This window comes from Vibrio chagasii, assembly GCA_041879415.1.
Classification (GTDB): domain Bacteria; phylum Pseudomonadota; class Gammaproteobacteria; order Enterobacterales; family Vibrionaceae; genus Vibrio.
The window spans coordinates 1800666-1826969 of sequence record CP090852.1 but is presented as its reverse complement, the minus strand read 5'-3'; the positions used below and the strand labels follow the sequence as shown (position 1 = coordinate 1826969).

At 44.7% G+C, this 26304-nt stretch carries 25 protein-coding genes; 7 read left to right on the top strand and 18 right to left on the bottom strand.

Annotation, left to right across the window (positions count from 1 at the left end; all coding sequences use genetic code 11):
• Positions 1-26 precede the first annotated feature (26 nt).
• Positions 27-1103, bottom strand: coding sequence for a beta-eliminating lyase-related protein (locus L0991_22075; GenBank protein XGB65440.1), 1077 nt, complete (start codon positions 1101-1103; stop codon positions 27-29).
• 304 nt (positions 1104-1407) lie between these two features.
• On the opposite strand from L0991_22075, the gene L0991_22070 reads away from it, so the two are divergent.
• From L0991_22070 to L0991_22060, 3 genes are all read left to right on the top strand, one after another.
• Positions 1408-2022, top strand: a complete 615-nt coding sequence (locus L0991_22070; GenBank protein ID XGB64700.1) for an NAD(P)H-dependent oxidoreductase — start codon at positions 1408-1410, stop codon at positions 2020-2022.
• A gap of 3 nt (positions 2023-2025) precedes the next feature.
• On the top strand, positions 2026-3951 hold the full coding sequence (locus L0991_22065) for a monovalent cation:proton antiporter-2 (CPA2) family protein (GenBank protein XGB64699.1): 1926 nt from the start codon (positions 2026-2028) through the stop codon (positions 3949-3951).
• Between the two features lie 515 nt (positions 3952-4466).
• Positions 4467-5690: a DUF819 family protein gene (locus tag L0991_22060; protein XGB64698.1), complete on the top strand. Its 1224-nt coding sequence runs from the start codon at positions 4467-4469 to the stop codon at positions 5688-5690.
• Between the two features lie 101 nt (positions 5691-5791).
• Here L0991_22060 and L0991_22055 read toward each other — a convergent pair whose 3' ends face one another.
• The 3 genes from L0991_22055 to L0991_22045 form a co-directional block, all read right to left on the bottom strand.
• Positions 5792-6232: an Rrf2 family transcriptional regulator gene (locus tag L0991_22055; protein XGB64697.1), complete on the bottom strand. Its 441-nt coding sequence runs from the start codon at positions 6230-6232 to the stop codon at positions 5792-5794.
• 30 nt (positions 6233-6262) lie between these two features.
• Complete coding sequence (locus tag L0991_22050; protein ID XGB64696.1) at positions 6263-7429, bottom strand: methyl-accepting chemotaxis protein; 1167 nt, start codon at positions 7427-7429, stop codon at positions 6263-6265.
• 277 nt (positions 7430-7706) lie between these two features.
• On the bottom strand, positions 7707-7952 hold the full coding sequence (locus L0991_22045; protein XGB64695.1) for a hypothetical protein: 246 nt from the start codon (positions 7950-7952) through the stop codon (positions 7707-7709).
• Between the two features lie 279 nt (positions 7953-8231).
• Here L0991_22045 and L0991_22040 point away from each other — a divergent pair, with 279 nt between their 5' ends.
• Positions 8232-8387 (top strand): hypothetical protein, encoded by a 156-nt coding sequence (locus L0991_22040; GenBank protein XGB64694.1) that lies wholly within the window; start codon positions 8232-8234, stop codon positions 8385-8387.
• Positions 8388-8442: 55 nt separating this feature from the next.
• Here L0991_22040 and L0991_22035 read toward each other — a convergent pair whose 3' ends face one another.
• The 3 genes from L0991_22035 to L0991_22025 all read right to left on the bottom strand — a co-directional run bounded on the left by L0991_22035 (position 8443) and on the right by L0991_22025 (position 11794).
• Positions 8443-9261 carry a hypothetical protein gene (locus L0991_22035; GenBank protein XGB64693.1) on the bottom strand — a complete coding sequence of 273 codons (819 nt, stop codon included), beginning with the start codon at positions 9259-9261 and terminating at the stop codon, positions 8443-8445.
• A 200-nt stretch (positions 9262-9461) separates the two neighbouring features.
• Positions 9462-10493, bottom strand: a complete 1032-nt coding sequence (gene tdh / locus L0991_22030; protein ID XGB64692.1) for an L-threonine 3-dehydrogenase — start codon at positions 10491-10493, stop codon at positions 9462-9464.
• A 107-nt stretch (positions 10494-10600) separates the two neighbouring features.
• On the bottom strand, positions 10601-11794 hold the full coding sequence (locus L0991_22025; GenBank protein ID XGB64691.1) for a glycine C-acetyltransferase: 1194 nt from the start codon (positions 11792-11794) through the stop codon (positions 10601-10603).
• Between the two features lie 379 nt (positions 11795-12173).
• On the opposite strand from L0991_22025, the gene L0991_22020 reads away from it, so the two are divergent.
• Positions 12174-12905, top strand: a complete 732-nt coding sequence (locus L0991_22020) for an EAL domain-containing protein (protein ID XGB64690.1) — start codon at positions 12174-12176, stop codon at positions 12903-12905.
• A 25-nt stretch (positions 12906-12930) separates the two neighbouring features.
• On the opposite strand, the gene L0991_22015 is transcribed toward L0991_22020, so the two are convergent.
• From L0991_22015 to L0991_21985, 7 genes are all read right to left on the bottom strand, one after another.
• Complete coding sequence (locus L0991_22015; GenBank protein ID XGB64689.1) at positions 12931-13743, bottom strand: helix-turn-helix domain-containing protein; 813 nt, start codon at positions 13741-13743, stop codon at positions 12931-12933.
• A gap of 53 nt (positions 13744-13796) precedes the next feature.
• Positions 13797-15041, bottom strand: coding sequence for an MFS transporter (locus tag L0991_22010; protein ID XGB64688.1), 1245 nt, complete (start codon positions 15039-15041; stop codon positions 13797-13799).
• Between the two features lie 213 nt (positions 15042-15254).
• Positions 15255-15959: an ABC transporter ATP-binding protein gene (locus tag L0991_22005; GenBank protein ID XGB64687.1), complete on the bottom strand. Its 705-nt coding sequence runs from the start codon at positions 15957-15959 to the stop codon at positions 15255-15257.
• A 19-nt stretch (positions 15960-15978) separates the two neighbouring features.
• Positions 15979-17262, bottom strand: a complete 1284-nt coding sequence (locus tag L0991_22000; GenBank protein XGB64686.1) for an ABC transporter permease — start codon at positions 17260-17262, stop codon at positions 15979-15981.
• A gap of 2 nt (positions 17263-17264) precedes the next feature.
• Positions 17265-18509, bottom strand: a complete 1245-nt coding sequence (locus L0991_21995; GenBank protein ID XGB64685.1) for an ABC transporter permease — start codon at positions 18507-18509, stop codon at positions 17265-17267.
• A complete protein-coding gene (locus tag L0991_21990; protein ID XGB64684.1) occupies positions 18506-19777 on the bottom strand; it encodes a TolC family protein in 1272 nt (423 codons plus the stop codon). Before L0991_21990 ends, L0991_21995 begins: the two co-directional genes overlap by 4 nt.
• Positions 19770-20906: an efflux RND transporter periplasmic adaptor subunit gene (locus L0991_21985; protein ID XGB64683.1), complete on the bottom strand. Its 1137-nt coding sequence runs from the start codon at positions 20904-20906 to the stop codon at positions 19770-19772. The genes L0991_21990 and L0991_21985 overlap by 8 nt, the downstream gene beginning before the upstream one ends.
• A gap of 358 nt (positions 20907-21264) precedes the next feature.
• Between L0991_21985 and L0991_21980 the strand changes: the two genes are divergently transcribed.
• Together L0991_21980 and L0991_21975 are read left to right on the top strand one after the other, a co-directional pair.
• Complete coding sequence (locus L0991_21980; GenBank protein XGB64682.1) at positions 21265-22197, top strand: LysR family transcriptional regulator; 933 nt, start codon at positions 21265-21267, stop codon at positions 22195-22197.
• Positions 22197-22580, top strand: a complete 384-nt coding sequence (locus tag L0991_21975) for a VOC family protein (protein ID XGB64681.1) — start codon at positions 22197-22199, stop codon at positions 22578-22580. Before L0991_21980 ends, L0991_21975 begins: the two co-directional genes overlap by 1 nt.
• A gap of 77 nt (positions 22581-22657) precedes the next feature.
• Here the strand turns inward: L0991_21975 and L0991_21970 are convergent, their stop codons facing one another.
• The 4 genes from L0991_21970 to L0991_21955 form a co-directional block, all read right to left on the bottom strand.
• The gene (locus L0991_21970; protein XGB64680.1) at positions 22658-24193 is read right to left on the bottom strand and encodes a PepSY domain-containing protein; all 1536 of its coding nucleotides are present in this window, start codon (positions 24191-24193) and stop codon (positions 22658-22660) included.
• Positions 24194-24304: 111 nt separating this feature from the next.
• Complete coding sequence (locus L0991_21965) at positions 24305-24655, bottom strand: hypothetical protein (protein XGB64679.1); 351 nt, start codon at positions 24653-24655, stop codon at positions 24305-24307.
• A gap of 303 nt (positions 24656-24958) precedes the next feature.
• A complete protein-coding gene (locus tag L0991_21960) occupies positions 24959-25354 on the bottom strand; it encodes a cytochrome b562 (protein ID XGB64678.1) in 396 nt (131 codons plus the stop codon).
• A gap of 145 nt (positions 25355-25499) precedes the next feature.
• Entirely contained in the window at positions 25500-26246 is a 747-nt protein-coding gene (locus tag L0991_21955; protein ID XGB64677.1) for a phosphatase, read from the bottom strand.
• Positions 26247-26304: the final 58 nt, after the last annotated feature.

Genomic DNA, 26304 nt, shown 5'->3' with positions numbered 1-26304 from the left:
ACCACATTCAAGTCAGCTCTCTGCACTCAAATCAGCGCTTCGCTAATCAGATCCAAGATATCGATCAGCTCATGATCTGGTAGATTTAATAAGTTATCCCCCACATACCACTCAATCTTGCATTGATTCGGTAACTCACAGATCGCTGGGTTTCCTATCCATACCTTATGCTTACTTGCGATATTGTCTCTTAAAGCAACCCCGTCTTCGTAGCTCACAGGTAAATAAAGATGAAGCATGTTCGCTTGCGGTTGTTGCGGGTTCACTTTGAATTGAGGGTAATCCAATAAGATTTGGTAGATGTGTTTCGTTCGTTCATACAAAGCAGGCATCTGCACTAGTCGTTGATCGAACTGCATAGCTGCCGATACAACATAAGGCGTACGATGATAGACATTACCGCCTTGTCGTTTCATCCATGCTGATGCCTTGGCAACAAACGCCTTATCACCCAACAACAGTGAGCCACCAAGTCCGTTTAGCCCCTTATATAGTGAGACATAAGCGCTATCAAACCCCTTTGCGATTTCACTGTAAGGTTTTTGATAATATGCACCACACTCCCACAAGCGCGCGCCATCCATATGCAGATGAATGGATTGTTCGTTGCAATACTGCTTAATCGCTTCGAGTTCTTCCCATTCTGGTAGCTGACCACCAATTTCTCGCATCGGTAACTCGTAAAGCGCTGCTGCAATTTCATCTGGCCACGCTTTCAAATCGTCGACATTCCAAGTGCGAAACACATTGCCCACTGGCAACACATTAAAGCGGTTCTGGAGCTGATACCCTTGGCGCTCATGACGCAAAATATGACTCGATTCGTGCATCGCAACCAATGGGTTTCTTTTCTCCTGGCAGGCGATCTCTAACGCTGTTGGTTGATTCATGGTACCAGTGATCACAAACACAGCCGCTTCATAGCCAAGCAACTCTGCAACTTTGGCTTCAAAGCCTTCGATAAACTCGCCATCTCCGTAGGTATCGTGATGTATGTTGTGCTCTTCACACCATTCAGCCATCTGAGCAAATGTTTGTGCCGGAGTGGGTTCTAAGTGACCTGAAAGAAACAAATTACACTGTTGACGCAAGTCCATGCTCATACTTTTTCCTTTATTCATTGTTGTTCTATGTAGAGAGATTGAATTATTTACGTTCGCTACCAACGTTGACATAAAATACGCTTATTCGCTTTTATTATTCACGAATAATTAGTTTTACTTAGTCGTAGGGTGAAGGTAAGAAAAACACCTAAATCAGAGCGTGTTTTATATAATTAAGCACTCGATAAACCTATGTATCTAAATAGATAAGTATGGGCTCGTTCGTTGTTCTTCAATCATTCTTCTATTATTGTATATCTATAATTCCAATAAGCATTATTCGTTAACGGACAAAGAGGGCTTTATGTCGAAAAATCGAGTCTTGGTGCTATTCGCCCACCCTTCTCAGCATCGCTCTGAAGCAAACAAACCCTTATTCGAACAAGCCAAGCGTATTGATGGCGTGACATGTGTTGATCTTTACGCTGAATATCCAACGTTCAAAATTAACATCGATCGTGAACAGAAACGCCTGTTGGACCATGACATCATCATTTTCCAATTCCCGCTTTATTGGTATTCAACTCCGGCAATTCTAAAAGAGTGGCAAGACCTTGTTCTTGAGTATGGTTTTGCCTACGGTACGGATGGCAACGAGTTAGAAGGTAAGAAATTCCTTTGCAGCATTACTGCGGGGGGTAAAGAGGATGCCTACCAAACTGACGGCTACAACCATTTTACCATTCGTGAGCTACTCCACCCTCTTGAACAAACCGCTGCTTTGTGTGGTATGGAATATTTAGCACCTTATGCGCTATTTGGCTCGCGAACCGCCTTGGAAGAGAACCGCATCACCGGGCATGTTGAGCGCTATAAATTTTTGTTGGAGTCGCTAGTCGCGGGCAATATTGACTACAAAAAAGCAAAGAAAGCCGCGAAGTTAAACCATTACCTCGACGAAATCATCAACAAGGACTAAAGAATGACTGGATATTTTTTACAAGCCTTTATCTACTTAGTCGCCGCCGTGATCGCGGTGCCGATAGCTAAGCGTCTTGGCTTAGGCTCAGTACTGGGATATTTAATCGCAGGTGTGGTTATCGGACCAATCATCGGCCTTGTGGGTGAAGAAACCACCACCATTCAACACTTTGCCGAATTCGGCGTGGTAATGATGCTGTTCTTGGTTGGTCTTGAGCTCGAACCTAAGATGCTATGGGCAATGAGAAACCGCTTGATGGGGCTTGGTGGCTTACAAGTAGGAGGCACAGCAGCGATTGTAATGGGCATTGCTCTAGCCTTTGGCCAACCTTGGACTATCGCTCTCACTATCGGCTTAATCTTTGCGTTGTCATCGACAGCGATTGTACTGCAAACATTCAACGAGAAAGGCTTATCTAAGACTGAAGGCGGTAAGAATGCCTTCTCGGTTCTTTTATTCCAAGATATTGCCGTTATCCCGATGCTGGCATTCATTCCTCTGTTGGCGTTACCAGAATTAATCGAAGCTGCACAAAGCGCGGTCACTTCAGCTTCTGACCACCATGAAGAGTTAAGTCTTGTTGCCGGTCTACCTGGTTGGGCTTATGGACTTGTGATTACAGCATCTATCGCGATTGTGGTTGTTGGCGGGCACTTCTTAAGCCGCCCACTTTTCCGCTTTGTCGCAAGCTCTGGTTTACGTGAAATCTTCACAGCAACCGCACTGATGCTGGTCATTGGTATTGCTGCGCTGATGAGCCTTGTCGGCTTATCGCCTGCACTAGGTACTTTCCTTGCGGGTGTGGTACTGGCGAACAGTGAATTCAGACACGAACTGGAATCGAACATCGACCCGTTCAAAGGACTGCTGCTTGGCCTGTTTTTTATTACGGTAGGTGCGGGAATCAACTTCGATGTTCTATTCAATGATTTCATCCTAATCATCGGGCTAACTCTGGGTGTCATGTTACTAAAAGCAGCAGTGCTTTTTACCTTGGCATTGATTTTCAAAATCAAGAACAGCGATCGTTGGCTATTTACGCTGAGCTTGGCGCAAGCCGGTGAGTTTGGATTCGTACTATTAAGCTTCTCGGCGCAAAACCACGTATTACCGGCTGACATTGTTCAAACGCTCTCACTAGTGGTTGCTCTTTCGATGTTCTTAACGCCAGGCCTGTTTATTCTCTTTGATAAAGTGATTCTGCCTCGTTACGAACAAAAATCGAATGACCGTGAAGAAGATACCATCGAAGAGAAAGGTACAGTAATCATTGCGGGTATCGGTCGATTCGGTCAGATCGTTAACCGCTTATTGGTATCTAATGATGTCAAAACGGTGGTTCTGGACCATCAGGCTAACCAAGTCGATGTACTGCGCTCTATTAATATTAAGTCTTACTTTGGTGATGCGACTCGTCACGACCTATTACACACTGCGGGAATCGAAGAAGCAGCAATGCTTGTTGTGGCCATCGACAATCAAGACTCAAGCGTAGAGCTGGTCAAGTACGTTAAGCACACCTACCCTAAAGTAAAAATCTTAGCTCGTGCGTTCGACCGTGGTCATAGTTACCGCTTGAGAGAAGCTGGTGCTGATTTTGTGGAATCAGAAACCTACCACTCAGCACTAGAAATGGGCGCACAAGCACTACGCTCGTTGGGTCACCATCCATTCTTCGTAGAACAGCAGAAATCGACCTATCAACGTGTTGAAAGCCGTAAATCTGAAAAGCTATTCAAAGCTTGGTCGGAAGCAGAAGACAATCCAAGGTACGACAACAACTATCGACAGATATTTATTCACCTTGAAGAAGCAATGAAAGAAGACATGAAGAAAGACCGCTCCGATAAGCACTCTCGCTCAGAGCGTGGTTGGACACCGCCTCCAAAAGGTTATGCAGACGGTTTTGAGGAAGAGGAATCATAGACTTAGATTCTTAAACCCAGTTAAAAGCGGCTATTTGGCCGCTTTTTCTTTATCTATTGCTCCTAAATACCGCAAACAAGCGCCATTTATTGACATCTAGGCGGATAATAATCGCGATTAATGTGATCAGGTTATAATTTTTAATCTCGTCCCTCTCATCAAAAATGAATTCGATTTTTACATTTTTGAAACATACCCACCCTGCATAAACCACACTGAAAACACGGCTATATATGCACTTCCTTTAACTATACTGAACTCAGCTAAAATCCTAATAACCAGTTTCAGGGCGTTGAACACCATTGCATATATCAAAACCAACCTTACTAACCAACAGTCAAACATTCGTACAATCAATACCTGAAGCGTCTAATTCACAAATCAAAGCCACTCTAATTAACATAAATGTTTCAAAGAGTGTCTGCCGTTACAATTTGTAACGAATTGAAGTTGTCGGTATAGTCCTGCCATCAAAAAAGTGAGACCTATGCGCTCACCTTAAAGGAGATATAATAATGATCACTAATGATGCCGTAATTATGGGCATGTTAGCTGTTATTCTTGGCGGTGTATTTATCACGGAAAGTAGCCAAAACAGCGCACTGAAAAAATTCTATTCATTCATCCCGGGCCTATTGCTCTGCTACTTTGTTCCTTCATTGTTGAACAGCTTTGGTATCATCGATGCGTCAAACTCAAAACTATACTTCGTAGCAAGCCGCTACCTACTACCAGCGGCACTGGTTCTACTGATCATTTCAGCGGACCTTCGTAAGATCTTTGGTCTTGGCTCAAAAGCCGTCATCATGTTCCTGACTGGTACTGCAGGTATTATCATTGGTGGTCCTCTGGCGATTCTGATCATCGACCAAGTAAACCCTGACCTTGTCTCTGGTGACGTATGGCGCGGCCTAACGACAGTAGCAGGTTCTTGGATTGGTGGCGGTGCAAACCAAGCTGCAATGAAAGAAGTGTTCGAGGTAAATGATAAACTGTTCTCAGCAATGATTACGGTCGACGTTATCTGTGCAAACATCTGGATGGCAGTGCTACTGATTATGGCTGGTCGTCAGAAGAAAATTGACGCATGGCTAAAAGCAGACACTTCTTCAATCGAAGAGCTGAAAGAAACGGTATCGAAATACCAAGAAGAAAACGCTCGCCCGACAACAACAACCGATCTCATGAAGATCGCTGGGATTGCCTTTGGTCTAACAGGCCTTGCTCACTTCTTCAGTGACATAATCGCACCATGGATCTCAACGAATGCTCCAGAACTAGCAAAATACAGCCTAACATCTGGCTTCTTCTGGCTAATCGTTATGGTTACAACGTTCGCGTTGATCGCTTCGTGCTTCAAATCGACACGTAGCCTAGAGCACAGTGGTGCATCGAAAATTGGTTCAGCGTTCATCTATATCCTGGTTGCTACCATCGGTATGCAAATGGACGTTACAGCAATCTTTGACAACCCAGGTTACTTCTTCATTGGTATCACATGGCTAACTATCCATGCCCTGCTCATGATTGCGATGGCGAAAATCATTCGTGCACCGCTGTTCTTCATGGCAGTAGGTAGCCAAGCTAACGTTGGTGGCGCGGCATCGGCTCCTGTGGTTGCAGCAGCATTCCACCCAGCATTGGCTCCAGTAGGTATCTTGATGGCAGTACTAGGTTACGCATTAGGTACATACGGCGCTTACATCTGTGGTCTAATCATGCAGGCTGCTGCGGGTTAATAAAGCCCCCTACCAACCTTTAAAATACAAAACCCCGATACTGAGTGATCAGTATCGGGGTTTCTTTTTATATCCAGAGAAGCAACACATTGTTAGCGTATTTATTCATCTCCACTCATTTGAATGAGGATTTGGGATGCGACTTCTTTATTTTCAACAAGGTCAGCCAAGGTATATTGGTCCATCGTTGAAAAGAAGCTCTCCATGGCCTCGGCCAATGCTGCTTTCAACTTACACTTTGGTAATAAAACACACGGTGAGCTTAAGCAGTCCACGCCATCGGTATGTGGCTCTAACTCTCTCATCACACGACCAATTCTTACCTGCTCAGGTGAAACCGCAAGGCGAATACCACCGCCTTTACCTCTTAAAGCCTCGATATAGCCGAGCTTCTTGAGTTGGCCAATCACCTTAACCATATGATTCTGCGAGACCTTGTAGACTTGAGAAACTTTAGGGACACTGCTCAGTTCATCTTTGGGTAAACACGCAAGATAGATTAATGTTCTTAACCCATAATCGGTAAAACTGGTAATTCTCATGCTAAGGCTCCTTTATGCCCACCAATTTTATTACTGAGTTTTAAATTTACCTAACTGTTTCACAATGTTTTCTGTGGCTTCCGTTAGCGATCGCCCCTGTCGCTCCAGTTCACTACAATCTTGAGCATTGGAACTCGACAAGGTTTGAAGTGCTTCAATCTCGTGACTTACTTCACTCACGAGTTGGTTAACCTGGCGAATATCCACATTATCTTCATCTGAATCTTGCCCAATCAAGTTCAAAATCTGACTAATATTAGCACATGCGGTGTCCAATTCTTGCTGACTCGTTGTTGTATAGTCCGAAAGCGTAAAAATAGCCGACGCTTGATCTTCCATCTGCTTTCCCGCATCAACAACAGCTTCTGATATGCCGTTGATGATTTGGTTAATCTCATCAAGACTGTCCTGTGTGGACTTAGCCAAATTTCTTACTTCATCAGCCACAACCGCGAAGCCTCGACCGTGCTCTCCTGCTCTTGCAGCTTCAATAGCAGCATTCAATGCCAGTAAATTCGTTTGATCAGCCAGTGTATTGATCACCGAAACAACGCTACCGATAGACTGTGTCTGTTGTGAAAGCTCTTTAAATTTACTCTGCAGTTGGTTATTGCTCTCAATATATTTATTTAGATCATTCACCATGGCTCCCATCGTTTGGTTAGAAGCTTCAAGCCCAACTTGGGTATGTTCGACTTGAGTGCGAGTCTCTTCTGCTTTCTCTTGAAGTGCTAGAGAAGTTCGATCCAACGTTTCTACACGATCGTTCAAGACATTAACTCGGCTGTCCTGCTCTTGAATCCGCCCTGATATATTTTGCGACTTAATCTTTAAGAGATCTGCAATACTGTCTGATTTAGCGGCCTGCTCTTGAATATCGATTAACGCATGTCTCACGTTGGTTCGGAATGTATTAATCACACTCAAAACTCTGTCCATTTCACTGTTGTATTTACTATTCACATCACAATCAACGGAAAGATCTTTTCGCTCGAAGTTCTTCATATATTGAGTGACATGATTGAGTGAATCCACTCCCCAGAACTTTTCATCGAGATCGTGGATAATCAAGAAAACAACGATAACATATTGAATTATCTGGGATACCAAAGCATCAGTAAGAAAAGTAGCGTTAATAAAAAGTAATAATGTCCCTAGCCAGTGAATGAACCTCATCCGGATAAAAAGTGAACGCATAGCAACCCTTAATTTTCATTGATAGATAGTCTAAGTTAGATAAAACGAAGATGAGCACATATAAGCGAGGCTATCCACACAGTTAGCTTCGATCATAACCTATATTTTAGATGCATATTATTAAACATGCATTTTTAATGCAAGTTATCAATTACCGCTATTTCAATATCATAGATACAAAAAAGCCAGTCATTGACGACTGGCTGAGTAGATTGCTTTTCTTACAAATGAGATGTTCGATTAGGTTCCTCAACAGTAAGATGGTTAGTACCTGGTGCTACAGGTTACTCATGATGTAGTGAAAACACGGAATCAAGATCATCTGTAGCCCTAGAAAAGCCAACAGGTATTGAAGAGTTTCATTTTTGGATTTCTCAATCTTCTTGTTCACATACGATTGAGAGACGGGATCGATTTCATTAATTGAATCTTTAAATGCTTTGGCAAGCAACACCGCTCTTTTCTCTGGAACGCCTGCACTGATTAGTGTGTTAGATAGTTTTCTGACGTCTACTCGTACCATTTTATACACCAATAATTAAATTAAGTGCTTGAAATCTATCATAGAGAACATGCTCCATCTCACTTCAAAAAGAATCGTTTGTTTTAAGTTTATTCTTGGTTTCAGCCTGTTTTATTTTCATTATCTTTTAGTATCGATATTTGCAGTTAGCTCCGGTTTATTGATGCACAGATTGATCAATGTTCAGACTAGCTAAACACTTGTTAGAAAATCATTGATTTATACGAACACGTCTATCCAGTTATATTGGTTGTCGAAGTGATTAACAAGGTGATGACGATGAACGAACTCGATAGATACTGCGAACAAATCAACCTAGAACTAACCGAGCAAGATGTTACTCGCCTTGGTTGGAACAAGCCTATGTTTAGTAAGCGGGTTGCTACGCTCTCAGCTGCGTCTTTATTTGCTTTGTGGCTAACTTATTGGTTTTAATAAAAAAGGCCAAACGACGACTGTCTAGCCTCTCTTCGAACCAGCTAAAACAAGATTAATCGAACAAAGATGCCAGTTTGTTCTCAACGACTGGGCTGATATTAAAGCTCAACATGAAGTCCGGGCGTGTCTTTTCGTCTTTCTCGATATAGTAATTGGCTTCAATACCAAACTTCCAAGGACGACCGTTCAACACCGTTGTTTTACTTACGCTAAAATTCAACGGAATTTCAGCCTGATCTTTATTCCAATCATACGAGAGTGTCGGCGCTGAACCTACCGTCCACCCTCCCTTTAGTAACTCTACCCAAAACAACTGCGTAGACGTCTTGTTAATACGAGTATCAGACTTATCCGCGCCATTGCCAGACACACCATAAAGGTGGCTCGGGAACACACCAACAACGCGCTCAGCGCTCACTTTGCCGTACATAAACTCTGGGCCAATGGCAAACTGATCCGCCGTAAACTCACTACTGCCGGTTGGTAACGAAGCAAATACACCAAAAGCAGCAATGGTTCCGCCTTCCATTTTAGGCGCATAGGCTAGGTCAAAGGAAATATCACTAACTCCCGACTGATCCATATGTTGGGAACTTATCGGCATATCCACATTGAAATCATTCTGAACATAAGAGATAGCCGGACGGAAAATGATTTTGTCACCGTTCTCCATAGGGAAAGGTAGCGTAGGCTGCAGAACCGTAGCAAAACTGTCCCCTCCTCCGTCATATCCGCCAGAGTATTGAAGTTTTAAGTTAAGGCTCGCGTAAGCCGTGTTCGGGTTTGCAAGTTCCTTTGCTGCCTGCTCTGCTGTTTGATTGCTTTCTTCATTAGCAATCGCGACAGTAGACGTTAATAATAATCCACTCATTATTACAGCAAGTGATTTACAAGCCATTAAGCCCTCTCTAAATATAAACACTGTGTATTTACGCGTATTTTAAAGATTGCCGCTATTCAAAATAGCCATTAGGCGACATGGGGATTTGTTCGTTCTCCAAAAACAAAAATGCCCCAAATTTCTTTGGGGCATTTTCATTGTAGAACTAACTAAGGGTCTCCCCTATTGGCTTATTCCCAATCAAGAATAACCTTACCAGACATACCAGAGCGCATCATGTCGAAGCCAGCTTGGAAGTCGTCTACTTTGTAGTGGTGAGTAATGATTGGTGTTAGATCTAGGCCAGACTGGATTAATGAAGCCATTTTGTACCAAGTTTCGAACATCTCACGACCGTAGATACCTTTGATAACCAAGCCTTTAAAGATAACTTGGTTCCAGTCTACTGCCATGTCTGATGGTGGAATACCTAGTAGAGAGATCTTACCGCCGTGATTCATGTTAGTTAGCATGCTGTTGAATGCTGATGGTACACCAGACATTTCTAGGCCTACATCGAAGCCTTCTGTCATGCCTAGATCAGCCATTACATCTTCAAGCTTCTCTTCCATCACGTTTACAGCGCGCGTTACACCCATCTTCTTAGCAAGATCTAGGCGGTATTCGTTTACGTCAGTAATTACAACGTGACGAGCACCAACGTGCTTAGCAACTGCAGCAGCCATGATACCAATTGGGCCAGCACCAGTGATCAGAACGTCTTCACCTACTAGGTCGAAAGAAAGCGCTGTGTGCACTGCGTTACCGAACGGGTCAAAGATTGATGCTAGATCATCCGAAATCTCTGCAGGGATCTTAAACGCGTTGAACGCAGGAATCACAAGGTATTCAGAGAATGCACCAGTGCGGTTAACACCAACACCAGTAGTGTTACGACAAAGGTGAGTACGGCCGCCACGACAGTTACGACAGTGACCACATGTGATGTGACCTTCGCCAGAGACACGATCGCCGATTTCAAAACCACGAACTTCTTGGCCGATACCAACAACTTCACCTACGTATTCGTGACCTACAACCATAGGTACTGGAATTGTGTTTTGTGACCACTCATCCCAGTTGTAGATGTGTACGTCTGTACCACAGATTGCGGTTTTCTTAATACGGATAAGAAGATCATTATGACCCATTTCAGGTTTTTCAACCTCGGTCATCCAAATGCCTTCTTCAGGCTTAAGTTTAGAAAGTGCTTTAATTTTCATAATGTTACCTAGTTCATCTCGCCTAACTGTAAGGCGAGAATCAAAAATCTTATTGTTCTTATCTAATCATCACAGCATTAGCGTTACGCTAACAACCTGCAATAAAATTAGATGATACCCATGTCTTTACCAACTTGGATGAACGCATCGATTGCGCGGTCTAGTTGCTCACGAGAGTGTGCTGCAGACATTTGCGTACGGATACGAGCTTGACCTTTTGGTACTACAGGGAAAGAGAAGCCTACAACGTAGATGCCTCTCTCTAGAGCACGCTCTGCGAATTCAGCCGCTACTTTTGCATCACCAAGCATGATTGGGATGATTGCGTGGTCAGCACCACCCATAGTGAAACCAGCTTCTTCCATGCGAGTACGGAAGTGAGCAGAGTTTTCCCATAGTGTTGTACGTAGGTCACCAGATTCTGCTAGAAGATCTAGAACACGGATAGAAGCCGATACGATTGCCGGTGCAACAGAGTTAGAGAATAGGTATGGACGAGAACGCTGACGTAGCCAGTCGATCACTTCTTTCTTACCAGACGTGTAACCGCCTGAAGCGCCGCCCATTGCTTTACCTAGCGTACCTGTGATGATGTCGATGCGATCAACAACGTTGTGGAACTCGTGAGTACCAGCGCCGTTTTCACCCATGAAGCCCACAGCGTGAGAGTCATCAACCATAACTAGTGCATCGTACTTGTCTGCTAGGTCACAGATAGCAGGAAGGTTCGCTACTACGCCGTCCATTGAGAATACGCCGTCAGTTACGATTAGCGTGTGGCGAGCGCCAGCTTCTTTAGCAGCGATAAGTTGCTGTTCTAGCTCTTCCATGTTGTTGTTCGCGTAACGGAAGCGCATCGCTTTACATAGACGAACACCATCGATGATAGATGCGTGGTTTAGTGCGTCAGAGATGATTGCGTCTTCTTTACCCAGAATCGTTTCGAATAGGCCAGCGTTCGCATCGAAACAAGATGTGTAAAGGATTGTGTCTTCTTTACCTAGGAACGTAGACAGCTTTTGCTCTAGTTCTTTGTGAGAATCTTGAGTACCACAGATGAAACGAACTGAAGCCATACCAAAACCGTGCTGATCCATACCACCTTTTGCAGCTTCGATAAGCTCTGGGTGGTTGGCAAGACCTAAGTAGTTGTTTGCACAGAAGTTTAGTACTTCTTCACCAGTCGAGATAGAAACCGCTGCTTTTTGAGCAGAAGTGATAATGCGCTCAGACTTGTAAAGACCTTCTTCTTTAACTTCTTCGATTTGATTTTGAATCTGTTGGTAAAATGCAGAAGACATTGTCTCATTCCTTCCTAGTTATTATTCAGCAGCATCGCGCGCCGCATTATGTAGGGATATAAACGATCCTAAAACGATCATTTACACTGTAAAACTAATCTCTATATTCTAGTTGAACATCCCCTTTTCGATTATCCCTCCAGTTGGAAAAACATTAATGAACCTGAGGCACGAATAATAGTTCATCCCAGTGACACAGGGCACATTAACGCCTCTCTCTTGTTCTTTTTAACGCCATATCCACTGAAAATTCGACCTAATTTCACTTTCATATTAAATCTCAATTTTTAATCTCAAAACGATATAGTGGTGAATTACTGTTTCTCTCAGAATGTGCGGCCGTTACACAGATGACCAAGATAAGATGAGAAACAAGCCCATGACACTATCCGATCACATCATTCAAGAAGCCTTCGAAAACGACTGGCACACCTGCTTTTATCAACCAAAAGTAGAATCGAGTGCAGAGAAAGTGACAGGCGTGGAAGCTCTGTTTCGTCTGAATATTCCCGAAGAAGGTGTCTTTTCACCTGGTGTGTTCATTGATCGTGCTTTCGCATTAGGTTACGAAGAAGAGATCTTCTTTAGTGTCCTTGAGCAATCTTTAACTGAAGTGAAGTCGCTATCAGCACATTTGAACTTGGCTGTTAATATCAGCAAGAAAGTATTAGCGAACCCAGATAATGTAGAAAAGGTGCGTGAACTACTTTGGAATACTTCATTCAAGGGAAAACAGTTAACGTTCGAACTCAGTGAAGCAGATCAATGGGATGAAGAGCTCTGCGAACAGGTTAGACGCTATAAAGCGCTTGGTATCAAAATCTCTATCGATGATTTCGGTGTGGGTTACTCAGACATGAATAAGGTGATGAACCTTGATGTCGATGAAGTGAAATTTGATAAATCGATCGTAAATAGCGAAGACAGCTCTCGCTCTGCGCTAATCCAGCAAACTTTGGCTTACTGCAAAGCGTCTGGAATTGAAACTGTAGCGGAAGGCGTTGAAGATGTTGATACACATCAACGTGTCCACCAGCTTGGCTTCGATCGCTGCCAGGGTTTCCTGTACTCGAAGCCACTTCCATTGACGGATCTTAGACTGGTAATGTAATGACTCTGTTCCGCTAAGGAAAGGGTTAGCTTAAAACAAATTCAACGCTTTTTTTCTTCTGTTTTAAGTCATGGTAACGGATGTATTTAAAATAGATATCGTGCTTGTTTTGGATATTCTGAGAAAAGGGATTTTTCACCACTTTTTTAATATCAGCCTTGAAAAATGGCATGCCAAGCTTGCTCATGTAAGGCTCTAAATACAGGTCATAAAGAAACTGACACATAGCTGGATCAAGAGTAGGGAAACAGAATTCAGTATCAGCTAGGCTGTCTGCCATGTAATCAAAAATCTTACGACGAATGACAATACTCACGGCACCAACGCTGCACAGCATCTTACTAACACCGTCGTAAACCACATGCCCAATGATGACACCCTCATAAAGAAAACACAGCACCTGCATATCTTCTCTCTTCACACCCAAATGACTCGCAACTTCGATAAAATCTTTGCCGTAAGTTTTTTGATGCATTCCTTGAATCGATCTGAGCCTTTTTGCAGGCAGTGAGCTAAGGCTATGTGATTCAACACTAGTCACCTCGTAGTCATAACCAATATCGATGCTAAACGGACGCTCGGCGTTCTTCGTTGCCGCTTTCACTTGCACCATTTCTTCAACAGAGAAGTCATAATCAACCTGGAAGAAGCTCGCAATCCCCAAACGACGAACAAAACTGGGCAGTGTCTTCGCCCTTTCCCATTGGCTCACCATCACCTGATTAACACCAGAAAATGCTCGGTGAGAATGGGAAAGTAACTCAGCAAACTCCTCCTGAGATAACGCTTTTTCTTCACGAAGATACTTTAACTTTTGTGCAAAATTCGATTTATCCATAACTCACGTTGCCTTAGTTATTATCTGTCGCTTAATACCCAAGACTCATCTCGCTAGCTCTGGGTCATCGACTCTCTTTCGACACTGTCTTCAGTATGCTCTGCCAACCAGTACAAACAAATCATCACCAAACATAGGATGAAGCAGAGCACAAATAACCAGTATGCGCTCAACATCTCTATCACCACACCACCAAGCAGTGGCGCAATAGCAAAGCCAAGAGAGTAAAGTGCAGCCGCACCGAAGTAAGAACCTCTTAGATGTGGCGGAGCCATTCTATCGATTTGTACATTAAGGGTTGGAAAAGCAATCACTTCTCCTAAACTTAATATAAAACAAGCAATTCCCCAACCTAGTGGCCAATCATTTGGTGTAAAAAGAAAGCCAATTTGCGCAATCGCCATCAAAATCATGCCGATTCGAGTTCTCACAAACAGCGGCACATGCTCAAGCCATTTAAGCATTGGAAATTGGAAGACAATAATCGTCAGCGTATTCACCAACACTAACCCAGCAATGAGTTGCGCGGCATCAGTGATTGAAGAACGCACGATGACCTGAGGAATTGACGACTCAACCTGCGCGTAGACAAACATCATGATGAAATTGGCGACCATCAGTTTTACAAAAATATTGTCTTTACGAATCACATTAAGCGTCGCGGCAAAATTAGGCAGTTGAGAGGGATCTGGTTTGGTAAAAGTACCTTTACGTTCAATTCCTAACAGCAGCCAGAAACCATAAACGACATAAGTACCACCAGCAACAAAGAACAGGTTTTGTGGCTGAGAAAGCGCCAAAGTGATACCAATCAGTGGGCCAAGTGCGCCACCCAAATTAAGTAAGAAGTAACGAATGTTCAGGGCTAATTCACGATCTTTCAAATCACTGAGATTATCACCTATGACGGCTTTGGCTGGCGCCTCAATCATTGGGCGCATTAGACCTGTCATCATGATCAGCACATAGAACTGCCATACTTCACTCGCTAATGCGATACCGGTGTAGGATATCGAGGCAATCCAACTACCTAGCACCATTACCCATTTACGCCCTAGCTTATCCGAAAGGTAGCCCGAGTAGAGACCAGTTCCAGCACCAACAACCGCGGATACCGCTAGCATGGTACCGACTTCAATCGCAGAAGCACCGTAATCTTCATAGAGAAAGACGATCAGAAAAGGCCATGCCATAAAGTAGCTTGTTCGGGCGAGTAACGTTCCAGTAAGAACTGTCCATACTGAAAAGTTAAACCGTTTTATACGCTGCTTTTGAAACAAGCTTTCTGATCTATCCATAGATAACGCCTCTATAACCGACTGATTTAAATATTATTATTCAGCCAGTATATAGAGTAAGTAAAATAGATACAGAGTATTCAATAAAGCTGTATTAATTATGGCACCTCCGTACCTATTTCACATTAGCAGATGCACACAACCAAAATACCATCAACGAAGAGCTGTCTAGAATTAAAGTAACAGAGCAGCCTCTAGTCAAAGATCAACGCACTAGGCTGAGTAATGTTGCCCTTTGCGGTCAGACAATACCTTGCCGTCTTTGATCGTTACAATTCGCTTAGTTCGTTCCGCAAGCGAATTATCATGTGTCACGATAATCAATGTTCGGCCCTCCGCGTGAAGACGATTAAACAAAGCCTCTATCTCTGCACCGGATTTTGAATCCAATGCCCCTGTAGGTTCATCCGCTAAGATGATTTGTGGATCGTTGACCAAGGCTCTCGCAATCGCCACTCTCTGCTTTTGACCACCAGAAAGCTGGTTTGGTTTGTGGTCGAGGCGATCCCCTAGCCCGACTTGCTCTAGCAATTTAGCGGCGCGTTGACGGCGCTCTTTGGCTTTGATTCCAGAGTAAACCAACGGCAGTGCCACGTTATCCAATGCTGTCGCGTATTCCAACAAGTTAAAGCTTTGGAAGACAAAGCCTATCTTTTGGTTGCGAATACCAGCTAGTTCGTTCGGGCTTAAACTTGCGACGTTTTGACCACCCAATTGGTATTGGCCATCGGTCGGTTTGTCTAGACAGCCCAGCATGTTCATCAGGGTCGATTTACCTGAGCCAGACGGACCAAGAATGGAAAGAAATTCACCTTGGTTGATGGTCAAATCGACGCCGTCTAGCGCACGAACTTCCGCCTCTCCGCTTGAGTAGTATTTACAAATGTTAGTCAAATCAACTAGTGGCGTGTTCGACATTTTATCTCCAGAATTTTTGTTATTCACTTTGCAGCGCCTCCAATGGACTCACTTTGGCAGCGCGGTTTGCAGGCAGCCATGCAGAGGCGACACCAATAAACACCAAGGTGGAAATCACAATCGCAACAACGATCCAAGACAGCTCAGGGACAGGTTTCCCAAGATGTTCATAGAAGGTGTTCCCTTCTAAGTTTATGGCGCTGATGGCAGATACAAGCGTGTAAGTCACACCTAGCCCCAGCACACCGCCGAGCATCATGGTCATCATCGATTGCACTAGGTAGTGAAGACGAATGGCAGTGGGCGTGGCACCAACTGCCATGCGCACACCGATGTCTCGGGTGGAACGTTTTACGGTCGCGTACATGACATTCGCAATCCCTACGCCCGCCACGGCCAGCGTGACAAAGCCGATGATGCCAAGAAAGCTTTGTAAGCCAATCAAGAACTGCTGCATGCTTTTCTGTCTGAGGAACATGTCTTCCACTTGGACGACCTGCTCATCACTCACACTGGCGCCGTGTTTACGAGCGATCACCTGACGAATGGTCTTTGCCAGTTTTTCACGATCAGCATGAGCTTGCGGCTCAACGTTGATGCCTCCGATCTCGCCGTTAGTATGAAAGCGTTGCCACGTGGCTAACGGCACGAAGCTGGCGTAGTTGATTTGGTCGCCCTGTTCGATTTCAGCACTGTTCTTCTTCAACACACCAATTACGGTGAACTCTTCACTGCCAATCTTGACCTTTTCACCGACAGGGTTGGTTTGCAGTGTCACAGGGGTAAACCAGCTGAAATCTTCAATAGGGTTAAACAAGTCCGCAGCAAGTGAATAGCCCAACACAACGACTTTACGCATCTCTTTTTGGTCTAGTGGATTGAGCCAACGTCCGCCATCCATCGGGATCAAGTTGGTCATAGATGCGAAGTCTGTCGTGACGGCTAATGGTTTTTGCCATATTCCTCGATCACCGACTGTAATGCGCTCATCCCAAACTGCGGTTGGCGCAACGCTTTTCACCTCTGGCAGAGCTTTAATTACGTCAGTATCATCCGCTTTTAAGGTTAAAAACTTACCTTGATGGAACACGCCATAATCGACGGTCGCCATGCCCCCGGTTAAGTAAATCAGGTTCCCGTTACCATCTTGCGCTGTTCTCAATACGCCTTGGCGAATGCCCTCGCCCACCGCCAGCATGGCTGCGATACATAGGGTTGCCCATGCAACGGCAAGAATGGTCAATCCCAAACGCAGCTTTTCTGCTGCCATTTCCTGAAAGATTTGTCTCATTGGTAGCAACATATTTACGCCCTCGCACTTAATGCGATTACGGGGGTGAGACGCGATGCTCGCCTTGCCGGAAAGTAAGACGCCAACAGCGCTAGAACGAGAGTCACCAACAATGACAAAATAATGGAATCTTGCGTAATCACAGGGAAACCTAACCAATCCGGTAAATGCATAGACCCGAGCAATGCCACCACCAAGTAAGCCACCATTAAGCCAAGTGCTGTACCAACAGCCACCAATAACAATCCTTCAAGGATGAACTGGCTGAGTATGGATTTTTGCGTTGCGCCAATCGCCAAGCGTACACCGATTTCTCGCGTTCGCTCTGTCACAGAGAGGAACATAATATTTGCGACACCGAGCGCCCCAACGGCCATAGTCATTGCGCCACTTGCCCCAAGGAAGATTTGAATGCCGCGGAAAATACCCGTGATCACCGCTGCGCCCTCACTGAAGTCTGGCAGGTCAATCGCTTCTTTGTCGGTTGGGTCGAAGTGCAATTGCTTGGCATAGAAGTTAACAATAGCTTGTCGGAATGCGTTGCCATCCATACCGTCGACAGGCTTGAGTAGCAGCATCCAAGGTTTCGCATCCCACAAATCAAGATACGTGGTATGAGGGATGAAGACTTTGCGGCTATCACCAAATGAAATGCCCGCATCTTCGTCTTTCATAATGCCGATTACCAAAAATGGAATGCCATTAACTTTGGCAGTTTGCCCGACGTGAATTCCCCCCATCCTGGCGACTTGATCCCCCAGAATCGCGACACGGGTGTGGTTAGCAATATCAGTGGGGGAAAGGTTACGCGAACCTTGCTCCAACTTACGTTGAATCAACGAGAAGTAATGGGAATCAATGCCACTGACGAAGCTTGTCAGTTTCTGCCCTTTTTCATTGGTGACGTTCGCATCCCACTTGGCATAAACACTGGATGCTTGTTTCACAAAACCCGATTGTTCAATCATATCGACCTTGTCCTGCGGGATCTGGATCTCGCGTCTCATAGGTAAGCCATGCCAAGGTTTGCTGGTACTCGACGGAAAGGCGACTTGCACATTGTTGACCATAAATGACAACTGCAGAGTTTGATGGCGATAAAAACCTTCACCCAATGCAATCAACACCACAACTGAAATTACCCCCCAAGCAATAGCCACGATGGCCAGCATGCTCTTCACGCGATGCGCCATCAGTGTTTGCCATGTTTGCTGCAATATGGTCTGCTGTAATAAAGTTTGCTGAAATAGACGGGTCATGAGTTAAATGCTCGGGAGATCAGTACCATGGTGTCATCATCTAACTTACCGGCGGTTTGCAACAAGCCGATACGCTGACGCCAGTAGTTGTACAGATTGTTTTGCAGGCTATTTTTCGCCTCAAACAAGCTGTTGTGCGCACTAATCACTTCCGAAACTTCTAACATACCGGCATCGTAAAGTTTCTCTTTGCTGCGCAACACTTTCTCGCGAGAAGTAACCAATTCGTCCGCCATCAAAACTTGGTTCCAGTTAATGTCGACTTGAGTAAATTGCTGAATCACACGCTTTTGGATGTCGATTTCGACTTTACGTAAGTCTTGTTTTGCGCTGAAGGTATTGAGTGACGCTTCTTCCACTCTGGCACGCGTTGCGCCATTCAAGTCAATCGGTACACTGAGTGTAATGCCAGCGCTGAATTCACCGTCTTTACGTCGGTCATCATCGTTATACCCAACATTACCTTTCACCGTTGGGTAGTAGCCGCCTTGGGCTGAATCTTTGGCAAACTCGCTGGCTTTCACGTTCTGTGCTGCCACCAGCAACTCTGGGCTACTATCTTTAGCAAGCTTTAGCCATTGTTCTTGCGATTCCACCATCATTGGCGGTTGAACAAGAGAGTCAGTTCGAATTTGGTCAACACCTTGGGGAGCTTGGTTAATCAAAGCCGCCAGTTCTGCTCGTTTGACTTCTAAATCTGAGCGCGCATTCAAAATACCGGCCTTATCGGCAACTTGTGTCGCACGGATCTCTTCTACATCCACCGATTTCACTTTACCTGCTCGGTAACGCTTCTCGATGATCTTCAACAGTTTATTGCCTTCTTCCAGTTTGGACTGCGCCAACTGCAAATCACCTTGTGCACTCGCGACATCCAAATACGATGAAAGCAATCTTTTAGCTAATTCATTGTGTGACTGAGTCAGCTCTAGCTGAGCTTTGATGTAGTTGGCATTGGCTTGATCCAAATCTGACCATAAACTGCTGTCCCAAATAGTTTGAGAAAGCGATGCGCCATAACTGTTGGTGTTGTCTGTGGATTCATTCCAATTCGCCGATGCCGTGGCACTTAAACCGGGTAAGAGTGAACTGCGACTTGAATCGACACCTACTTCGCCAAGTTGAACACCAATTTTGGCTTTCTCATAGTTCGGGTCATTTTGCTTTGCCTGTTGCCATGCTTGTTCAATAGAGATGGCATAGCTTGGTAAGCTGAGTGTGGCGGCCAGAATCGCGCACCCGATTTTAGATAGGTTTCGCTTAGCCATGCGCGGCTCCCATCATCATGCTGTTATCGATGATTTCTTCGTCTAGCTTAACGCCGTCCAATACTTCTACATTGATGCCATCCGACAAACCAAGCTTCACTTTTTGTTTGTGGAAACCTTGCTCTGAGCTATCTGGAATCAATACGTTTGGTGTATCGCCATCAAATTTCAGTGCTCGCTCTGGCAAGGTTAAGACGTTCTCAGATTTCTTCAGTGTGATTTGTGCAGTGGATGAAAAGCCCGAACGCAGTAAGATCTCTTTCGGGATCTTCAGTTCACCCACTTCCACTTCAAACCCGTTATCAAAGCTTTTTGCCGTCGCATTACCTTCTGGCGAGTTAAGGTTTTCTGATTGGATTGCAACTTTGGTTAACACACCTGAAATTTCCATATCAGGATAAGGTGCAACGGTAAGTAACACAGGCATACCCGGAGTAAGCTGAGCAGCATCGTGCTCGCTGACGCTGCCTTTGAAGATCAGGCTGTTCATGTCAGCCAGAGACATCATTTCTGTCGCCGCTTGGCTGGATTCGGTCGAGATGATTGGCTCACCCACTTCCACTTTGCGGTTTAATACCGTGCCATCAATTGGTGCATAAATGGTTGAAGTTAAACGGGCATTACCAATGGAAGCTTCACCACTGCGGATCAGTTCTAGGTTCTGGCGCTTTTGCAGTACGTTCGCTTGAGCCGATTTCACTGCTGACCGCGCGCTGACGTATTCGTCGTAGTTTTTAGGGATGATGTCTTGTTTCACCAAGCTTTCAAGGTTAGTCAGCTTTTGTTTAGCAGATTCTAAGTCGGCTTCGCTGCGCATGAGATCTGTCGATGCGTCGGTTAGTGCTTGCGGCGTCGGGTTCGGGCGAACCTTAATCAATGCTTGGCCTTGCTTGACCTTCTCACCGACCTGCACGTACATCTCACCCACAATGCCATCGATTTGCGACTTAATAGACACTGAGTGCGCAGGAACAATATTGCCGACCGCTACCGCTTGTTTTTCAATGGTTCCCTTTTCCACCACCAGCGTTGGAAACGTCTCTGGTTGAGTGGAAGATTGCAGATAAAAATATGCACCGCCGCCAAGCAATGCAACGCTTACAGCAGAGACAAGCCAAATTTTTGCCATTATTGATACCGATTATTTTTAAGTAGTCTTGTGACCGTCATACGAACATAAAGTTCTTGAATAATATCGGCTTTAATGTCGCGAGTTTGTAATATTTGGTATGGCTATGTCAGATAGCTATTGACAGTAAGTTAGATGGATAACCCACCAATTCGTATAAGTCTAAAAAATTGTCGGGCGTTGGGTTATTTGCTCAAATACATCGAGCTAAAGAAGAGGCAAATCGCTAAGTAAACAATCGGTAGTTAAACATCATCACGACTCATTTTACTTTTGCCAATTAATGAAACTGATTCACAAATTAAGTTAGATCACTCACAATTACTATTACGCTCACCGCTGACTCTTATGGATACTTATGGTCAACCCCAAACTCATCGCCCTACTTCCTGATCTTGCCTCATTTATCCTAGTGGTAAACGAAGGCAGTTTTACTGCGGCAGCCAAGCAACTAGGGGTAACACCTTCTGCACTCAGCAAACTCATTACGCGTTTAGAGAAGGCACTGTCAGTAAAGCTTTTTGAGCGAACTACTCGTACGCTTATTATCACTCAGGCTGGTCAATTGGTTTACGATCAGAGCGTTGTCATGATTAACGCAGCGCAGCAAGCGGTTGAGTTATCGACATCGGATCATACCGAGCCTTCTGGCTCACTCACAGTGGCTGCGCCAGAAGCGTTTTTAAACTCTGTACTTCAGCCTTTTGTGGTGCCATTTCTTAATCAGTATCCAGAGATCCAACTTAAACTGCGCGCTGCTGATGGTGATATCGACATACTACGCCAAGGCATCGATATTGCGTTTCGCCTTACCGATAAGCCCGATGAGAGCTTGGTGTTAAAAGAACTAGGTAAAACCAACTTAGTGCTGTGTGCGAGCCCTGATTATTTGGGTCACAAAGGGACACCTTCCCACCCTACGGATCTTAGTCAGCATGATTGTTTGTACCTAGCTGAAACAGACAAAGACCACATTTGGGACTTTCTCAAAGACGATGAGTTTCACACCGTCTCCGTCAGTGGTCGATACGCAGTGAACCACTCTCAAATGCGACTTAAAGGTGTGAAAGAAGGTTTGGGGATTGGCATCTTCCATGACTTCGTGATTCAAGATGCGTTAGCAGAAGGCAGTGTTGTTCAAGTATTGAATGACTGGACCATCAAGAGTAACTATCACGGCGCCATCGCGATGCAGTTCGCACAAACCAAATACATGCCCGCCCGCCTTCGCGTGTTCATTGACTACGCGATGGAACACTTGGGTGACAAGTTAGCAGGGGAAATAAACTGATGCTAAAAGGAATCCACCACGCGGCAATCATCTGTTCCAATTACGAGCTATCGAAACGCTTTTACACTGAGATTTTGCAGCTGGAAGTAATTGCAGAGAATTACCGAGAAGCGCGCCAGTCTTACAAACTTGATCTGGCATTACCCAATGGTGCTCAAATAGAGTTATTTAGCTTCCCTGATGCACCTGAAAGGCCTAGCTTTCCAGAAGCTCAAGGGTTAAGACATTTAGCCTTTTGCGTTGATGACGTTCAAGTAGTAAAAAGTTATTTAGAAGAACATGGAATCGACGTCGAACCGATTCGAGTTGATGAGTTTACAGGGAAGTCATTCACGTTTTTCGCAGACCCAGACGGTCTGCCGCTTGAGCTTTATCAAATCTAAACTTTCCTGATCAATCAACTTCCCGCCAGAATACAAAACGGACCTTCTCAGGCTGAAAAGGTCCGTTTTCAGTTCAATTAGCTCAACGCCGTTTTGAACTTCTCAACACGTGAGAACAGTAGCCAATCCAATATCATAGCTGTGACAATCGTTGCTCCCGCGAGAGGAAATAGCACTGAAATCACAACAACACTCACCAAGCCAGCTTTCCATAGGCCAGTATCACCAAACTTAGGTGGCGCGCCAAGCTTACGTTGACCTGATGGTCTACGCATCCACCACATCACACCGCCAGTTACTGATACCACGATGAACGCCAAGCAGAACAAGGCGTTTAAAAGCTTGTTGATAATACTAATATCACCTTGGTGTAGAGAAATACCGACCGCTAATGTCTTAGCGATGAAGTTGTAATCTTGCCAGGTCACTTCACCAAGGATACGACCTGAATATTGGTCTAGGTGCGTGGTACGATCTTGAGTTGGATCGATGATATCGCCGCCCATGGTGTTCGCTGTCACCGTGTACACACCGGTTTCCGAACGTGGGAAGTTCACCTTGTATTGAGTAAAACCAAGAGCACGTGCTTTCTCAATGACATCATCAATGGCAAAGCTACTCGCAGACATGACATGCATAGAGTGGTCATCGCCCATCTTAGAGTGATCATGAGGTTCTGACGCCTCTTCCACATGATGTACATGTTCGGCAGGCTTATCTTGAGACAACGGCAATGGTGTCTGTTCCAAGTTCCATGGAAGCTCCTCTTCTGAGCCATGGTTAAGCGATGCGTGTGTCTTATCAGACAGCGGAATATCATCCCACATTTGAGCAGGGAAAGTGCTCCATGCTTGCACTAACTTACCGCCCCAGAAACCTGTCCACGCCAAACCAGACAGGATAAAGAGCAACAGAATAAGAGATAACGTGCCACCGATGTTCGCATGCAGATCACGCATCAGTACGCGCGGGCCTGATGATACTCTCACCTTAAGAAAGCCTGCACGGCTCGCATTGTCTCTTGGCAACCATAGGTAAATGCCACTGACGAGCAACAGAATCGACAAGCTGATCGCCACTTCAATCAGGTAGTCTCCCCAATCGCCAATCAATAACGTGCCATGGATGTCATTCGCTAATTGATACAGGCTGTCACTGCGAGGTACTTCACTAACAACTTCACCGGTGTATTGATTCACAGTTGCGAAAACAGATGTGCCATCTTCAAGAGAAACTGAAAATCTGTTCGCCAAATCAGGCGCTTTGCTTGGTACAAACTGTGTCACTGAGCCTTGTGGATATTGCTTTTGGACTGCCGCTAACTGCTGCGAAACCTTGGTTGGTTCACCGGATGCCGCAATTTCAATCGCCTCTTGATGAAAAGCCAGCTCGATCTCATCGTCAAACAACATCACTAAGCCCGTAATACTTAGCATCAGCATAAATGGGATAACGAACAGCCCAGCATAGAAATGCCAGCGCCAGGTGAGAAAGTAGAGGGTTTTATTGCGCTCTTTGCTTTGAATATCGGTTTTCGAATCGCTTGTTGCACTGCTTGTAGACTGCGAAGCCGCTTGTGCCTTCACAGGAGTTTGAGATTCATTTCTCAACATTATTATTTCCTTTGACATGCGCAAACGAACCTTCTGAAAAATCAGAAAGTCACTAAGGCATGTTTAACTTTACTTAATACTATATTTTTTAATTATTTTAATGAGTGAGGTTTAAGCAGTAACAAAGGGAGGGCCACGGGGGGCTTGTCTCGAATAGCGTTCGCTTAGAGCCAAAAAAGCGTAGCTGTCTGAGACAATAAAACTCAGTCGAGTTGTGAGTAGTGTAGTTGGAAGTTCATCTTGGTGAAATGTGGAAAAATGGCTAAACGGACACGGCTTACCTTTATGAGTATTCGGCTCGCCCTCTTCGATTTGAACCAGTTCAAACCCATTGACCGTACACAACGACGCCCACACTCCCGCACTATTACCATGAGCATTGATAACAGGCATTAATGTCACTAAAGCCCAGCTTAATGCAGTGGCAAGTAACATAGAGAGGTTGAACGAGGTTCGGCGCATTATTCCAAATCTTTATAAATTTCCCTTATTATGAGGCACTTGTTATATAGGTAAACGTAAAGATTAACATCAGGTTAAAAAGTTGAAGCCAACGCACACTCTTTTTAGTTAAAAACTGGTTACGCGAATAGAACATAACCCATATTATTCATGTACGTGCACGGCTCCCGGCTAAAAAGCCACCAATAAAAAACGCCGCCTATATTTTCCAATAAAGGTAAATATAGGCGGCGTTTTAGAAATCGAATCTTGAGGTTTGGGCTTTGTTAACTGTCTAACAAGCAAACGCTCTTGATTAACTCATTAACCGAAGATCTTGCTCCAGATACTTGGGTTACGCTTGTCGTGGTACTCTTCACGAAGGCCATCAATCGTGCGCAGCTCTTGTTTTGCTGCTTCGAAATCACCTTGGTCTAGCTTCTGTTCAATGCTATCGATCGATAGACTGATCTTCTTGAAGCCTTCCATGAAGTTTTCTTCTTTCTCTACTGGGTACACACCCGTTTTTAGCTCTGCCACTAGCGTATCTAAACGAACGATAGGTTTTTGCATCTCTTCAATGCTTTGAGCTTCTGCCGCTTGTTTGAATGCAAGCTTCATTTCTTGCATGTTTTTCTTAAGGTCAACGTTAGCAAATGCATTGCCAGACATTACTGCTGCAGCGATTAGGCCAGATAAAAGGATTGAGCGAGTTTTCATTGTTTCTCCAAGTGAAACTGTGACTTTGAAGATAGCGCCGTCATTATTTCAGCGCTTCGACTTTATTATTTTCCGGCTAGTGTATACAAAAATCCGTCAGGCACAAAAATTGATTGTGTCGAAATGCAAACCCGCCGACATTCTCTTAAACAAGCGCCGAATATTCAGGGATTTCGTTGCGTCCACGTAACGCCAGAAACGATAAGAATTGCTGCGGTGAATGGGTAATCACCTTAGTCGAGTCAATGCCAACCTCATCAAGCAACGCAGACACAAGATCCAAGCCACCAACATCATTACAAAAATGAGCATCACTACCCGAAGTGATAAATGCCCCTTTTGCTTTTGCTATTCTCGCGATCTCGTAGCAACGGTCGACACTGCCCACACGGCTATTACCTTTCAGGGTCGTGTTATTAATCTCGATAGCTACATTATGCTCTACCGCACATTGAATGACCGCTTCAAAGTCGAAATCAAAATTAGGATTACCCAAATGACCGAGTGCATCGACTCGACCACCTTTAATGACATTTAAGAGAGCCTCAGTATGAGCTACAGAATCTGACGGGCGGAATACAGGCTCATGAAAGCTCGCAATTACCCAATCTAAGTTCTTATCAACACTTGGGTGTATATCGATTTCCCCCTGAGTGTTCATAATGTTTGATTCAACGCCGCGAATAATCGCAACGCCTTCGATAAAGCGAGGAAGTACACGCTGATTGCTAAAGAACCAGTAGTGTGGCGCTCCCGGCATTGACTCTGAATGGTCAGTGGTACAGAACATAGCAAGGCCGTTTTGTTTTGCCGATTTAGCATTTTCAATCAATGTACTGTAGGCATGGCCACTGGCGTATGTATGGGTGTGAGTGTCTACCTTTAATTCCATAAATCAATGCCCTCTCTTGATATCTAAACTTTTCAGAAAATACACCTAAAGCCTCAGC